This window comes from Hymenobacter gummosus (assembly GCF_003970915.1).
In the GTDB taxonomy this organism is placed as follows: Bacteria; Bacteroidota; Bacteroidia; order Cytophagales; family Hymenobacteraceae; genus Solirubrum; species Solirubrum gummosum.
Genome location: NZ_RXOF01000004.1, coordinates 70,246 through 84,391 on the forward strand (window position 1 = coordinate 70,246; position 14,146 = coordinate 84,391).

Annotated in this window: 11 protein-coding genes; 6 read left to right on the forward strand and 5 right to left on the reverse strand. The window is 66.9% G+C overall.

Annotated elements, in window-relative coordinates:
- Positions 1-63: 63 nt before the first annotated feature.
- Positions 64-1,074 (forward strand): XdhC family protein, encoded by a 1,011-nt coding sequence (locus tag EJV47_RS08400; protein WP_126692713.1) that lies wholly within the window; start codon positions 64-66, stop codon positions 1,072-1,074.
- Here the strand turns inward: EJV47_RS08400 and EJV47_RS08405 are convergent.
- The 4 genes from EJV47_RS08405 to EJV47_RS08420 form a co-directional block, all read right to left on the reverse strand.
- Entirely contained in the window at positions 1,071-1,658 is a 588-nt protein-coding gene (locus EJV47_RS08405; protein ID WP_126692714.1) for a hypothetical protein, read from the reverse strand. The two genes, EJV47_RS08400 and EJV47_RS08405, sit on opposite strands and share 4 nt — an antisense overlap.
- Positions 1,659-1,808: 150 nt before the next feature.
- A complete protein-coding gene (locus EJV47_RS08410) occupies positions 1,809-2,342 on the reverse strand; it encodes a hypothetical protein (protein ID WP_126692715.1) in 534 nt (177 codons plus the stop codon).
- 135 nt (positions 2,343-2,477) lie between these two features.
- A complete protein-coding gene (locus EJV47_RS08415) occupies positions 2,478-3,107 on the reverse strand; it encodes a hypothetical protein (protein ID WP_126692716.1) in 630 nt (209 codons plus the stop codon).
- 70 nt (positions 3,108-3,177) lie between these two features.
- A complete protein-coding gene (locus tag EJV47_RS08420; RefSeq protein ID WP_126692717.1) occupies positions 3,178-5,058 on the reverse strand; it encodes an ABC transporter ATP-binding protein in 1,881 nt (626 codons plus the stop codon).
- A gap of 190 nt (positions 5,059-5,248) precedes the next feature.
- Here EJV47_RS08420 and EJV47_RS08425 point away from each other — a divergent pair, with 190 nt between their 5' ends.
- From EJV47_RS08425 to EJV47_RS27960, 5 genes are all read left to right on the forward strand, one after another.
- Complete coding sequence (locus EJV47_RS08425; RefSeq protein ID WP_165903667.1) at positions 5,249-6,442, forward strand: MFS transporter; 1,194 nt, start codon at positions 5,249-5,251, stop codon at positions 6,440-6,442.
- A 397-nt stretch (positions 6,443-6,839) separates the two neighbouring features.
- Positions 6,840-8,879: a DUF3857 domain-containing protein gene (locus EJV47_RS08430; RefSeq protein ID WP_126692718.1), complete on the forward strand. Its 2,040-nt coding sequence runs from the start codon at positions 6,840-6,842 to the stop codon at positions 8,877-8,879.
- A 48-nt stretch (positions 8,880-8,927) separates the two neighbouring features.
- On the forward strand, positions 8,928-10,985 hold the full coding sequence (locus EJV47_RS08435) for a transglutaminase domain-containing protein (protein ID WP_126692719.1): 2,058 nt from the start codon (positions 8,928-8,930) through the stop codon (positions 10,983-10,985).
- Positions 10,985-12,937 carry a DUF3857 domain-containing transglutaminase family protein gene (locus EJV47_RS08440; protein ID WP_126692720.1) on the forward strand — a complete coding sequence of 651 codons (1,953 nt, stop codon included), beginning with the start codon at positions 10,985-10,987 and terminating at the stop codon, positions 12,935-12,937. Before EJV47_RS08435 ends, EJV47_RS08440 begins: the two co-directional genes overlap by 1 nt.
- A gap of 341 nt (positions 12,938-13,278) precedes the next feature.
- Complete coding sequence (locus EJV47_RS27960) at positions 13,279-13,446, forward strand: hypothetical protein (RefSeq protein WP_165903668.1); 168 nt, start codon at positions 13,279-13,281, stop codon at positions 13,444-13,446.
- Positions 13,447-13,628: 182 nt separating this feature from the next.
- Here the strand turns inward: EJV47_RS27960 and EJV47_RS08445 are convergent, their stop codons facing one another.
- Positions 13,629-14,111, reverse strand: a complete 483-nt coding sequence (locus tag EJV47_RS08445) for a hypothetical protein (protein ID WP_126692721.1) — start codon at positions 14,109-14,111, stop codon at positions 13,629-13,631.
- Between the last annotated feature and the right edge of the window lie 35 nt (positions 14,112-14,146).

Consider the following 14,146-nt stretch of genomic DNA (forward strand, 5'->3'; position numbering starts at 1 on the left):
CCGCCAGGGCGAAATTCCGCCCCGTACCAGCCTGTTTTTCGGGCAGTAAGTGCTTTCTTGCAAATGGATTCACCCGCTCCCTTGGACTTTCTGACTGGCTCACCCTCCGTTCCACGCGACCTGCTGGTATGGCAGCACGCCGTGGCATGCCTGCGCGCCGGCATTCCGGTGGCGCTGCTGCTGGTGGTGCACAGCGCGGGCTCCAGCCCCGGCCGGCAGGGCTTCAAGATGAGCGTGGCGCCCGGCAGCATGGTCGGCTCCATCGGGGGCGGCATCATGGAGCACAAGTTCGTGGAGCTGGCCCGGCACCGCATGGCCGATGGGCAGGGCGGCCTGCTGCTGCGCGAACAGGTTCACCGCGGCGAAGCCGGGCACAACCGCTCGGGCATGATTTGCTCGGGCGAGCAGACGGTGCTGCTGCTGCACCTGCGCCCCGACTACCTGCCCCTGCTGCGCCAGGTGGCCGACGCCCTGCAGCACGACGGCACGGGCTGGCTGCGCCTCACGGCGGCCGGCGAGCTAAGCCTCACTACCGCGCCCCCGACGGCCGCCGGCTTCCAGCCCGGCCCCGCCTGGACGTACACCGAGCGGCTGGGCTTCCGCGAGCAGCTGACCATCGTGGGCGGCGGGCACGTGGCGCTGGCCTTGTCGCGCATTGCCAGCACGCTCGATTTTCACCTCACCGTGCTCGACGACCGGGCCGGCCTGAATACCCTGCAGCTCAACCCCTACCCCCACCAGAAGCGCACCGTCGACTACGCCCGGCTGGGGGCGGAAATTCCCGAGGGCCCCACCCAGTTCGTGGTCATCATGACGGTGGGCTACCGCACCGACGCGGTGGCGCTGCGGCAGCTGCTGGGCCGCCGCTTCGCCTACCTCGGCCTGATGGGCAGCGAGGCTAAAATAACCGAGCTGCGCCGCGACTTGCTGGCCGAAGGCTACCCCGAAGCGCAGCTGGCCGCGGTGCACGCGCCTATCGGCTTGCCTATTCACAGCCGCACGCCCGAGGAAATTGCCATCAGCGTGGCCGCCGAGCTGATTCGGGCCCGCAACGCGCCGCGGGCCCACAGCTAGGGCTGAATATTAAATACCGGCGTTTCGGCCGTGTACACTTCGCCGTTGCGCAGACGGTAGCGTACCACCAGCTGCTGCGGCCCCGCGGCAGCCGGGGCCGTACTCAGGCGCAGAATCAGGCTTTCGTCGGGGGTGCCGGCGCGCAGGCGCAAGTAATCGGGCAGCAGGTTGCCGCTGTAGTCGCCGGCCAGCAGCAAATCGTTGAGGGAGGTGCCGGCGGGGTGGCGGGCGTCGTAGGCGTAGCGGCTGCGCACCAGCACCGAGTCCAGCTGCTCCACAAATTCGGGATCTGCCGGCGAGCAGGCCCAGGCCACGCCGGCCCCGCCCGGGTGCGGCGTGCGGCTGGTGAAATAGCGCGTCACGGGGGCCAGCCGCAGCTTCAGCAGGGCCAGGGGCACGGTGTTGCCGGTGGTCAGCACGGTGCCGCTGCCGCCGCTGCCGTTCAGGGCTACCAGGCTCACGCCCTCAATGTCGTAGAAACCGGCCTTGGGCGGGCCGCCGCAGCCACAGCTGGTGGTGTTGCAAAACATCTGGCAAGCCGGGCCGACGCCCATTGTCAGCAGCAGGAGCCACCATTTTTTCATCGGGAAGGTTCGTTGGGCGCCCCGGGCCGGGCGGCCAGCGGCGGAGTGGCAAGTAAAGCTTTGAAAGAAACAGCGCGTGCAGCGGGCTGGCCAGGTGACGCAGCCCGCCGGGTGACGCGCTACCCCCAGTCGGCCGACCCAACCACCGTCTTAGTTGACGCCCTGAATCAGGGCGCACTCTTCTAGCGTCAGGCCCGACATCTGCACCCAGTGCTTCAGGCCGGCGTCTTTGATGGTTTCGATGCGCGTGCCGGGGTACTGCCGGCTCAGCTGCTCCAGCAGGGCTGGGCTGCCACTCTGCTGCATCAGGTAGCCCAAGGCATCCACGCGGCCTTCGGCGTCGCGCAGGCAGGGCTGGCGCTGGCCCGAATAGGCGGGCAGCACCGGAAACTGCGCGGCGGTGCGGTAGGCGTGCAGCTGCTTGAGGCTCTGGTAGCGGCGGCGGCGCAGGTGGCTGGGCAGCTGACGGGTGTTTTTGTGGCGGAGCAGGTCCTCGGCATAGGCCAGGCGCTCGGCCGTGCGCGCGTCAGCGTCGGCCCGGGTGGTAGTGGCAGCCGGATGGTAGCTCACGGCGGTAACGGCCGGGGCGCCGGCCACGGGCCGCACGACGGCCGAATCGTGCTGGCAGCCCACGCTCAGGAGCGCGGCTGCCAGCAAATTGGCGGGGATAAACCAGGATTTCACGGTGGTAAGGAATAGAGCACTATACGACGGCCGGGCGGATGGCCAAACCCGCCCACGGCCGCCGTCTTGCTGCTATGATCCTAGATTACCTCCGCAGGTTGCAATGCGCTGAAAATTTTTTCGGCCGGCTCTGCCTCAAGGCACCACCGTCAGTAGCGGCGTTTCGGCCACGTAGGCTTCCCCGTTGGTTTGGTGGTAGCGCAGCCGAAACTGCTGGGGCCCGGCCTGGGCGGGCCCCACCGTCAGCTTAAGGCGCTGCGCCTGCCAGCCCCGCACACTGCCCGGCTGGCCCAGCACCTGGCTTAGCAAGCGGGGCGGGGTGCCCGGCTCCGGCGGGCCGGCGCTGGGCCAGGGCAGCACCTGCACGATGTCGTTGAGCGGGGTGCCGGCCGGGTGCCGGGCGTCGTAGTCGTAGCGGCTGAAAATGCTCACCGAGTCCACCTGCTCGGAATACTCCGGCTCGATGCAGTCGGCCCAGGCCACGAACCCACCGCGGGCCGGCACGGCGCCGTAGCGGCGCTCTTGCAGGCCCAGGTGTAGCTGCAGCTGGTTGGCCACCACGCGCTGCCCGGCCGCCAGGGTTACCGAGCTGGCCCCGACCGGCTCCTGGTAAGCCCGCAGCTCCACGCCTTCCACGTCGACGTAGCGGTGGCCGCCGCCGCAGTAGTATTTCCGGTCGCCGAACAGCAGTTCGCAGGCCGGCAGGGTAAGGCCGGTCAATATTGCCAGCAGCGTGAGTTTGAGTGCGGGTCGTCGAGTAAGCATAGGAAGTAGAAGTTGCTGATTAACGGAATGATACCGAAATGAGCCCGCGGCGTTGCACGGGTGCCGTGCTTTATTGATACCCGGCGGCCTGCAGCCGGAACAGCTCGGCGTAGCGGCCGCCGCGGGCCAGCAGCTCCGGGTGGGAGCCAATTTCGACGAACTGTCCGTGCTCAATGACCAGGATGCGGTCGGCCATGCGCACGGTGCTGAAGCGGTGCGAGATGAGCACGGCCGTTTTGCCCTGGGTCAGGTCCTTGAAGCGCTGAAACACCTCGTACTCGGCGCGGGCGTCGAGGGCGGCGGTGGGCTCGTCGAGGATGAGCAGCTGCGCGTCGCGCATGTAGGCCCGGCCGAGGGCAATTTTCTGCCATTCCCCGCCCGAGAGGTCCACCCCGCCGTTGAAGCGCCGCCCGATCATCTGCTCGTAGCCCTGGGGCAGCTTGCTGATAACCGAGTCGGCCAGACTCTGCTGGGCGGCCTGCTCGATGCGCGGGCGGTTGTCTTTCTCCTCGATACGGCCCACGGCCAGGTTCTGGCCGGCCGGCAATTGGAAGCGCACAAAGTCCTGGAAAATCACCCCGATTTCCTGGCGCAGCTCGGCCGGGTCGTACTCGCGCAAATCGTGGCCGTCGAGCAGGATGCGGCCCTCGGTGGGGTCGTAGAGGCGGGCCAGCAGCTTGACCAGAGTAGTTTTGCCGGCGCCGTTTTCGCCCACCAGGGCCAGCTTCTCGCCGGCGCGCAGCTGGAAGCTGAGGTTGCGCAGGGCCCACTTCTGCGCGTTGCGGTACTTGAAGCCCACCCCCTCGAAGGTAAAGCCCTCCCGAATAGGCCGTGGGAAGGGGCGCACGGCCGCGCCTTCTGCGGGCCGGCGGATGCGGGGCTGCAGGTGGAAGAAGTCGAAGAAGTCCTGCAGGTACAGCGCGCCCTCGGCCACCGAGCTGAAACGGCTCAGGATGCCTTCGAGCAGACCGCGCATGCGGGCGAAGGAGCCGGCCAGAAAAGTGAGCTGCCCCACCGAAATCCGGCCCGCGGCGGCCTGGCTGATGATGTACACGTAGGCGCCGTAGTAGCCGGCCGCGCCCACCGCGGCGAAGAACGTGCCCCAGCCGGCCCGGCGAATCACCAGGCTCTTGTTCTGCTGGTAAAACTGGTCGGAAAGCAGCCGAAACCGCTCGATCAGAAAGCCCGAGAGGCCGAAAATCTTCACTTCCTTGGCCGTTTCGTCGGAGGCGCCGGTCTGGCGCAGGTAGTCCAGCTCGCGCCGCTCGGGCGTCCAGCCGTGTACCAAGGAATAGCTGCGCTCATTGAAATGCGACTCGCCCAGGAAGGCCGGCACCACCGCCACGAGCAGCAGCAGCAGCAGCCAGGGGTTAAAGGCGGCCAGGCCCACGGCCAAAAAGGCCATGCTGATGAAATCCTGGGCCTGCGAGAGAACCTGGGCCATGAGCACGGTGCGCGAAAGAGTCTGGCGGCGGGCGCGCTCCAGCTTGTCGTAAAAGGCCGAATCCTCGAACTGGTCGAGGTCCAGCTCGGCCGCGTGCTGCATCAGGCGCACGGAAGTCTGGTTGGCAAACAGGTCGCCGAGCAGGCTATCGAGCAGGGCCACGCCGCGGCCCAGGGCATCGGAGAGAATGGCCAGACCGAACTCCAGGGCCAGCAGCTCCAGCACCGGCGTGAGCGTGCGCTCGGCGGCAGGCAGGCGACTCAGGCTCACTACCGCGTCGAGGATGAGCTGGCCCACGTAGAGCATGGCTACGGGCAAGCCGGCGCGCACGAGGCGCAGGGCCACGTTGCCCAGCGTGAGGCTGGGCGAGGTCTGCCAGATCAGGCGCAGAAACTCGGGCAGGTTCCGCAGGGCCGAAACCCGCTCCCGCACCGTCAGGGCAGGCTTGCCCTCGGGGCGTGGGCGCTTGGCGGATATGCGTTGGAAGAGAGAAGTCCAGAAGCTCATGACCGCAGATGAAACGGATGTTTAACGGATAGCAACAGATTCGGACGCAATACGGCACATGTGGCCGACATGGCTTCGCCAGCCATGACGACCACCCGAACCGTCCCGAACAAATCCATTTTCATCCGTTCGAACATCCGTCCCGATCTGCGGTCCTACCTTTGCGGCTCGTTTCGCGTACCGCTTACCCATGTCCACTGCTGCTGCCCCGGGGAAGGTGTACACAACTGGTTTCTGGTTGATGTGCCTCTCGTCCTTCCTGTTTTTCCTGAGCTTCAACCTGCTCATTCCGGAGCTGCCGGCCCACCTCACCCGCATGGGCGGGGGCGAGTACAAGGGCTTTATCATCGCGCTGTTTACCGTCACGGCGGCCATTTCGCGGCCTTTCAGCGGCAAGCTGGCCGATACGGTGGGGCGCATCCCGGTCATGGTTATCGGCACGCTCGTGTGCTTTGTGTGCGGCTTCCTGTACGTGTGGGCCACCACCGTGGCGTCGTTTCTCACGCTGCGGCTGCTGCACGGCTTTAGCACCGGTTTCAAGCCCACCGGCACGGCCGCTTTTATTGCCGATATCATCCCGGTGGAGCGCCGCGGCGAGGCCATGGGCCTGCTGGGCGTGTGCGGTACCCTGGGCATGGCCGTGGGGCCGGCCTTGTGCGGGCCCATCACCGAGTTTTTCTCCATCGACGCGCTGTTTTACGCCTCCTCGGGCCTGGCCCTGCTGTCGGTGCTGGTGCAGGGCACCATGACGGAAACGCTGAACCCGGCCCAGCGGCAGAAGTTTCATTGGGGCCTGCTGCGCATCGAGTGGAGCGAGGTGCTGGAGCCGCGGGTGCTGCGCCCGGCCCTGGTCACGCTGCTGTGCCTGTTTCCCTACGGGGCCATCATCACCATCGTGCCCGACCAGAGCCAGCTGCTGGGCCTGACGGGCCTCACCAAGGGCGCGTTCTTCATCTGCTACACCGTGAGCACCTTGCTGGTACGCCTGGTGGCCGGCCGCGCCTCCGACGTGTACGGCCGGGTACCGGTGCTGCGCTGGTCGGCGCTGGCGCTGGTGCTGGCCCTGGGCGTGCTCACGCTGGCGGCCACGCCGCCGGTATTTCTGTTCGGGGCGGTGCTGTTTGGGCTGGCCTCGGGGCTGAACTCGCCCACGCTCTACGCCTGGACGGTGGACCTAAGCCACCCCGAGCACCGCGGCCGGGCCGTGGGCACCATGTACATTGCCCTGGAAGTGGGCATCATGTTCGGGGCGCTGCTGGCCGGCTGGGTGTACTCCAACGAGGCCAGCCGCCTGCCCTGGGTGTACGCCCTGAGCGGGGCCTGCGTGCTCGGGGCGCTGGTGTACCTATTCCGGCAGCCCGTGGAAGGACCCGTGCGGCAGTAGCTACCCCAAGTGGCGCGGCTAGAGCCGACAGCTAGTTCCCCTCCTCAGCTGATTCCGCGCATCAAGCGGCGGGGGTAGGGATGGTTGACCAATCGTCGAACAGGCGTAAAAGCACGTCATGCAGAGGCGCAGCCGAAGCATCTCGCGTGCTGACGTGGGAGAGTAATTCCTAGCGCTAATTTTTCAACTACCCCAACCCCCCGCCGCTTGATGCGCGGAATCAGCTGAGGAAGGGAGCTAACCTTAGCCTTGGTCACGCTTAGGGGCTCCGGCTAAAAATTTTCATCGAATCTTCAGAATATTACCACGGGCCATTAATTTTATGCTACCCAACGTGCGCGCCGGGGGCAATTAGCTTCTCGGACGTTCGATTGGTTAGCTTTCTTATTGCCCTCGTATGCATTTCCCGTGGTTACGCCCCGCCCCGCTGCTGGGCACTCTGCTGCTCACTGCCGTCACCGCCCGCGCCCAGGACGACCCCATTAAGTACGGCAAGGTGGAAGCCAGCCACTTCGACGCCAAACAGTACCACAACATCGAAGGCGCGCCGGCCGTGGTGCTCTGCGACTACGGCACCTCGCGCGTGGTGGGCGGCAAGGACGGCTTCCAGGTGGTATTCGACCGGGTGACGCGGGTGCTGGTGCTCAACAAGGCCGGCTACGACGAGGCCACCGTGCAGATTCCGCTCTACCACCGCGAGGGCAACGAAGAAAAGCTCAGCAACCTGCGCGGCTGCACCTACAACCTGGTCGGCGGCAAGCTGGAAAAGCAGCCCCTCGATACCAAGGACCCCAAGGCGGTATTCACCGAAAAGGCCGACGACAACGTGAACGTGCGCAAGTTCACCCTGCCTGGCGTGCGCGAAGGCTCCATCCTCGAGTACGCCTACACGATTAAGTCGGACTTCGTGTTCAACCTGCAGGACTGGCGCTTTCAGCGCGACATTCCGGTGGAGTGGAGCGAGTACCGGGCCGTGCTGCCGAGCTTTTACCAGTACAAGCAGATTCCCCACGGCTTCCTGCCCTACGCGGTGAAGGACTTCAACATCGTGCCCTACAGCACTTCCTACCGCGAATCCAAGGAAGACCACTACGGCCGCACCGGGGCCGAGGACGTGACGCACCTGACCACCAAGGCCGTGAGCTGCCGCTGGGCCATGCAGCACGTGCCCGCCTTCCGCGACGAGCCGTTCATGACCACGGCCCGCGACTACATTGCCGGCATCGACTTCGAGCTGGACATCGTGCAGTTCGACGCCAACCACCCGCGGCCGGTAACCTCGACCTGGGAGAAAATCAACCAGGATCTGCTCAAGGAAGAAGACTTCGGCCTCTGGCTCAGCAGCCGCAGCCCGCTCACGGCCCAGGCCGAGGCCCTGGCCACCGCCTACCCCGACCCCACCGCCCGCGCCGCCGCCGTGGTGACCCTGGTGCAGCGCGCCGTGCGCTACAACGGCGAGGAGCGCCGCTACGCCAGCCAGCCCGTGCGCCGGGTGCTCGACCAGCAGCGCGGCAACTCGGCCGAGGTGAACCTGCTGCTGGTGCGCAGCCTGCGCGACGCGGGCCTGGCCGAAGCCGCCCCGGTGCTGGTGAGTACCCGCCGCCACGGCCGGGTGCAGACGGAAGTGCCCTTGCTCAGCCAGTTCAACTACGTGGTGGCCCAGGTGCCGCTCGGCAACGGCCAGCAGTTGCTGCTCGACGCCACGGAGCCCACCGCCGCTGCGGGCACCTTGCCCAGTCGCTGCCTCAACGGGCAGGGCCGCCTTATCGGCAAGGAGGGGCGCTGGGTGTCGCTCACGCCGTCCCAGAAGTTTATGCGCGTCACCAACGCCCGCCTCAGCCTCGACGCGCAGGGCCAGCTGCAGGGCACCATGCACCGCGAGTACGCCGGCTACGCCGCCCTGGCCGAGCGCAACCAGCTGGCCGAGCACGGCGAAAAAGCCTACCTGACGGCCCTGCAGCAGCAGTACGCCGACTGGCAGCTCAAGCGCAGCGCCCTGCAGCAGACCGAAGTGCTCGACAAGCCCCTGGTGCTCGACGTGGACCTGGTGCTGCCCGCCGCCGGCACGGCCGCCGACCGGCTGTATGTGCCGGTGATGCAGTTCTTCACCGAGCGGCAAAACCCCTTCCAGAACGACGCGCGCACCTTCCCGGTCGACTTCGGCACCCTGCGCGAGGACATCACCTCGGTGGTCGTGACGCTGCCCAAGGGCTACGCCGTGGAGGAGCTGCCCAAGAGCGCCGTGCTGGACTTGCCCGGCGGACAAGGCCGCTACAGCTTCGAGGCCGTGCTGCGCGACAACGTGCTGTACTTCAACAGCCGCCTGCAGCTGCGCAAAACCGAGTACCAGCCCAGCGAATACGCCGCCCTGCGCGAGCTGTTTACGCGCTCCGTGGCCAAGCACACCGAGCCGCTGGTGCTGCGCCGCACGCCCTAAGCCCCCGGCCGCGCCTTTTCTACTAGTGTTTTCTAACTCCCTTTTTGTATGGCCCAACCTATACGCTCCCGCCTGGCGCTGGCCGCCGGCTTTTCCCTTCTGAGCCTGACGGCCTTCGGGCAGGCCGAGCCCATCAAGTTCGGCAAACCCGACCCCAAGGACTTCGACAAGGCTTCCTTCGCCGCCGACTCGGCTGCCAACGCCGTTATCCTGTGCGACTACGGCCGCTCCCACTTCGAAATGGGCTCCAAGGGCGGGCTGGTAGTAGTCTACGAGCACATCCGCCGCATCAAAATCCTGAAGAAGGGCGGCTACGACTGGGCCGACGGCGACGTGCTGCTCTACCACAAGGGCGGCGACGCCGAAAAGCTCAGCAGCCTGCGCGGCTTCACTTACAACGTGGGCCCGGGCGGTGAAATCACCAAGGATAAGCTGGACAGCGACGCCGTGTTCAGTGAGGAGCTGGACGCCAACCACACCCGGCGCAAGTTTACCCTGCCCAACGTGCACGAGGGCTCGGTGGTGGAATACGCCTACACCATCACCTCCGACTACTGGTTCAACTTCCAGGACTGGAACTTTCAGCACGGCATTCCGGTGCGCTGGAGCGAGTACCGGGCCAGCATCCCGGAGTACTTCGACTACAAGCTGCTGTGGCAGGGCTACGAGCCGCTGGCCGTGCAGGAGCGCACCACGGGCTCCACGCAGTTTAGCATCCGCTCGGAGGGCGGCTGGGCCGGCGGGGGCTTCAATACCACCCGCGTGGCCGCCAGCACCCAAACTGTAACGGCCCAGGTGACCAATTACCGCTGGGTGACCAAGAACACGCCGGCCCTGCGCCCCGAGCCCTTTATGACTACTCCGCGCGACTTCGTGACGCGCATCGACTTCGAATTGGCCGGCCTGAAGTGGCCCAACGCGGCCTACCAGAACGTGAGCGGCACCTGGGGCAAGATGCAGCGCGACCTGCTGAACGACGAGGAATTCGGCGGGCAGCTGCGCCGCGGCGGCTTCCTTAAGCCCCAGGTGACGGCCGCCATAGCCCAGTACCCCAACGAGGCCGAGCGCGCTGCCGCCATTCACGCCCTGGTGCGCGACAACGTAGCCTGCACCGGCCTCGGCCGCGGGCTGTGGAGCAAGGACGGCGTGCGCAAAGCCTGGGAGCAGCACCGCGGCACCGCCGCCGACGTGAACCTGCTGCTCATTGCCCTGCTGCGCGAAGCCGGCCTGAAAGCCAACCCGGTTATCCTCAGCACCCGGGAGCACGGCCGCGTCGACACCAACTTCCCGCTGCTTTCCCGCTTCAACTACGTGGTGGCCCACGTGCAGCTGCCCGACAGCCAGCAGGTGCTGGTCGACGCCACCGAGTCGCAGGCGCCCTTCGGCATGCTGCCGGCCGCCTGCCTGAGCGGACAGGGCCGCATGATTATGAGCGAGGATGCGGGCGCCTGGGTGCCGCTCAGCTCGCCCCACCGCTACGTGCACTTCCGCTCGGCCAAGCTCACGCTGGATGAGCGCGGCAACCTCGCCGGCACCCTGCGCGACGAGCAGGGCGGCTACCTGGGCCTGCACCAGCGCGACGAGCTGCGCCAGCAGGGCGAGAAAAAGTACGTGGAAGGCCTGCTCAAGCAGCAGAGCGGCTGGAAAGTCGACAAGTACGCCTTCCAGAACACCAAGGAGCTGGGCAAGCCGCTGATGCTGGACATGGACCTGCGCGTGCCCGGCGACGCCGAGCAGCCGCTGGGTACCATTTACCTGAACGTGATGCACGCCCTCAACGAGGCCACCAACCCCTTCCTGCAGCCCGAGCGCCGCTTCCCAGTGGATTTCGGCTCGCGCCGCGAGGAAACCAGCATGGTGACCGTGACCCTACCCGCGGGCTACGTGGTGGAGGAGCTGCCCAAGAACGCGGTGGTGGAGCTGCCCGAGGGCGGGGGCCGCTTCCTGTTCAGCATCACGCCGGTGGGCAACACCCTGCAGATTACCAGCCGCATGACGCTCAACCGCAGCCTGTTTCTGGCCGACGAATACCCCCACTTGCGCCAGTTCTACACCCTGATGCTGGCCAAGCAGGCCGAGAAAATCGTGCTTAAGCGCAAATCCTGATGAGCTACTTTGTCCGCACCATTGCCCGCACCGCCCCGCTGCTGGGCGGCCTGCTGCTGCTGGGCAGCCCCCTGGCCCGGGCCGGCGCCGACCCGCGCTGGCCGGCCTACGGCATTCCGGCCGCCCTGCGCGAAAACGCCCACGCCGTCATTCGCCAGCAGGACGATATTATTACCGTGAAAGGCGCCGGCCGCCTCGTGCACACCGTGCACCGGGTGGTGACGGTGCTCGACGACCAGGGCCAGGACTGGGGCCAGGCCGGGGTGCCGTACGACAAGCTCCGGCAGCTCAGCTACCTGCGCGGCAACGTGTACGACGCAACCGGCCGCCTCATTCGCAGCCTGCGCGCCGCCGACACCAAGGATTACAGCGCCTCGGGCGACGCTAACCTGTACACCGACAACCGGGTGCGCGTGGCCGATTTGCGCCAGACAAGCTACCCCTACACCGCCGAGTTCGAATACGAGGTCAACTCCAGCAACACGCTGTACTTCCCTACCTGGCAACCTCAGCGGGATGAAAACCTGAGCGTGGAGCACGCCACCCTGCGCGTGGTGACGCCCCCCGAGCTGCCGCTGCGCTACCTGGAGGAGCGGCTGCCCGCCGGCAGCACCGTGGCCAAGAGTGGGCAGGGCAGCTTGCTGGTGTACGCCTGGCAGCTCACCCAGCTGCCGGCCGTGGAGCGGGAGCCGTACAGCCTGCCGCTGGCCGAGCTGGTGCCCACCGTATACACCTCCCCCACCGCCTTCGAGGTGCAGGGCTTCCGCGGCTCCCTCACCAGCTGGCAGGAGCTGGGCCAGTGGGCTTTCCAGCTCAACCAGGACCGCGCCGCCCTCCCGCCCGAGGTGCAGGCCAAGGTGGCCGAACTGGTGAAGGGCGTGAATGACCCCAAGGAGCGGGTACGCAAAATCTACCAGTACCTGCAGAGCAATACCCGCTACGTGTCGGTGCAACTGGGCATCGGGGGCTACCAAAGCTTCCCGGCCAGCACCGTGGCTGGCAACGGCTACGGCGACTGTAAGGCCTTGTCGAACTACTGCATGGCCCTGCTCAAGGCGGCTGGCGTCGAGAGCTACTGCGCCTGGGTGACTTCGGGACGGGGCGCACCGGCCGTGCGCACGGCCTTCCCTAACGACCGTTTCAACCACGCCATTCTGTGCGTGCCCATGCAAAAGGACACCGTGTGGCTGGAATGTACCTCCCAGAACGAGGCGTTCGGCTATATGGGCTCGTTTACGGGCGGGCGGCACGCGCTGCTGCTTACCCCGCAGGGCGGCAAGCTGGTGCGCACCCCGCGCTACTCGGCCCTCGACAACCGCCAGTACCGCCGCGCCGAGGTGCAGATTGACGCCCAGGGCCACGGCCGCGCCACGGTGCGTACCGTCAGCACCGGCGAGCAGCAAGAAGACCTAGCCGGGATGATTCACGCCCTGCCCGCCGACGAACAGCGCAAGTACGCCTACAAGCGCCTGCCGCTGTCGGGCGTCACCATCGAGCAGAGCAGCTGGCAGACCGACCACCGCGGCGCCCAGCCCGCCGTGACGGAGCAATTGACCCTGGCCCTGCCCAGCTACGCCTCCCAGACCGGCCGCCGCCTGTTCCTGACGCCCAACCTGCTCAACCGCATGCCCCCGCCCGCCCCGCGCGTGGGTGCCCGCCAGAGCCCGCTGCGCCTGAGCATGCCCTTCACCGACGCCGATACCATCCGCTACCGCCTGCCCGCCGGCTACAAGCCCGAGGCCGTGCCCGCCCCCGTGCAGCTGCGCACCGCCTTCGGCACCTACGAGGCCCAGACCCAGGTGCTGCCCGACGGCACCGTGCAGTACACCCGCCGCCTGCAAATGCCCGCCGGCCGCTTCGAAGCCAAGGACTACGAGGCCTACGAGGACTTCCACCAGCGCATCAGCAAGGCCGACCGCGCCCAGCTCGTGCTCATCCGCCCGGAATCGTGAGTTGGTGATTAGGTAATGAGGTCGTTAAAGGATTGGGTGCTCACGGCCGCCAGATCAATCGGAACGTCATGTCGAGTGAAGGCGAGACATCTCGCGTGCTGACGCCGGATAGTAACCCAATCACCCATTCCGCCGCCCTTCGCCCACCGGCCAGCAGACCCGCCTGCCACCACAAGCGCCGCCCCGATTCGCAGTGGAATCGGGGCGGCGCTGCGTTTGAGCCGTAACCGGGCCGGGCGACTACGCCCTGAACAAATGGCCTCAGCCCCTTTACGGAGCCGGAGGGGGTATCCGCGCATACCCCCCTCCCCCTTCCGGCATACCCCCCTCCCACTGCCGTCATGCGGGGCCGCTTGATTTTCATCCGCCCTCGCGTGATTCCGACGGGCGGGAGCATGCCGGGCACCCGCCGCCGCGTGAAAATCATGCTGCGACGGGCCAAAATCATGCGGCTCCGCATGATGGCCGCCCGCGGCCGGGTGAAAGGAATGCGGCCGCGGGTGAACTAGATGCGGCCCCGCGTGCACATCATCCGCCGCCGCTTGAATCGTACCCGCCGGCGGGTGCCGCCGCTGCCCGGTGGCACCCGCCGGCACCATTCTAGCCGGGCAACGGGGCCGGCGCCAACGAAAACCGGCGCCGCGCAACGGGTACGCGGCGCCGGTTGGGCGCGGGGCAGGCGGCCGGGCCGCTAGGGCTTGGGCTTGTCGGCCTTGCGCTGGCTGCTGCTCTCGAAGCGGTTTTTCAACTCATCCACCACGGCCTGGGCCCCGCTCACGTTCTGGCGCAGGGCCTGCTGGGCGGAGTTGTAGTAAGCCAGCGCCGCCACGTAGGCCTCGCTGCCCGCCTTGATGGTGGTGGCGTTGAGGTTGTCGGCCAGGGGGCGCAGGCGCTGGCTGAGGCGGCTGAGCAGGCGGTAGGCGTCCAGGTCGAGGCGCAGGCCGGGAATGTCGATGTAGGCGGGGGCGAACTTGGGCTGCTGCTCGGCCAGGTCCAGGCTTTTCTCAATAAAGGGCAGCGTCCCGTCGCTGGCCTTGGGCAGGCGCTGAATGTCCTTGCCGCTGAGGGTAATGAGCTTGGACCCGAGCACCTCGTCCACAATGTCGAGGGCGTCGTGCAGGCGCTGCAGCTCGGCGGCGGATAGCTGAAATTGAAGATTGTCGGCGGATGCCATGCGGAAATAGGAAAAATGGTGGGAAGAAAGCCCCC

Excerpts from the sequence above, each read along its gene's own strand:
- EJV47_RS08400 (WP_126692713.1), top strand. The coding sequence starts at position 64 with ATGGATTCACCCGCTCCCTTGGACTTTCTGACTGGCTCACCCTCCGTT.
- EJV47_RS08405 (WP_126692714.1), bottom strand. The coding sequence starts at position 1,658 with ATGAAAAAATGGTGGCTCCTGCTGCTGACAATGGGCGTCGGCCCGGCT.
- EJV47_RS08415 (WP_126692716.1), bottom strand. The coding sequence starts at position 3,107 with ATGCTTACTCGACGACCCGCACTCAAACTCACGCTGCTGGCAATATTG.
- EJV47_RS08420 (WP_126692717.1), bottom strand. The coding sequence starts at position 5,058 with ATGAGCTTCTGGACTTCTCTCTTCCAACGCATATCCGCCAAGCGCCCA.
- EJV47_RS08425 (WP_165903667.1), top strand. The coding sequence starts at position 5,249 with ATGTCCACTGCTGCTGCCCCGGGGAAGGTGTACACAACTGGTTTCTGG.
- EJV47_RS08430 (WP_126692718.1), top strand. The coding sequence starts at position 6,840 with ATGCATTTCCCGTGGTTACGCCCCGCCCCGCTGCTGGGCACTCTGCTG.
- EJV47_RS08435 (WP_126692719.1), top strand. The coding sequence starts at position 8,928 with ATGGCCCAACCTATACGCTCCCGCCTGGCGCTGGCCGCCGGCTTTTCC.
- EJV47_RS08440 (WP_126692720.1), top strand. The coding sequence starts at position 10,985 with ATGAGCTACTTTGTCCGCACCATTGCCCGCACCGCCCCGCTGCTGGGC.
- EJV47_RS27960 (WP_165903668.1), top strand. The coding sequence starts at position 13,279 with ATGCGGGGCCGCTTGATTTTCATCCGCCCTCGCGTGATTCCGACGGGC.
- EJV47_RS08445 (WP_126692721.1), bottom strand. The coding sequence starts at position 14,111 with ATGGCATCCGCCGACAATCTTCAATTTCAGCTATCCGCCGCCGAGCTG.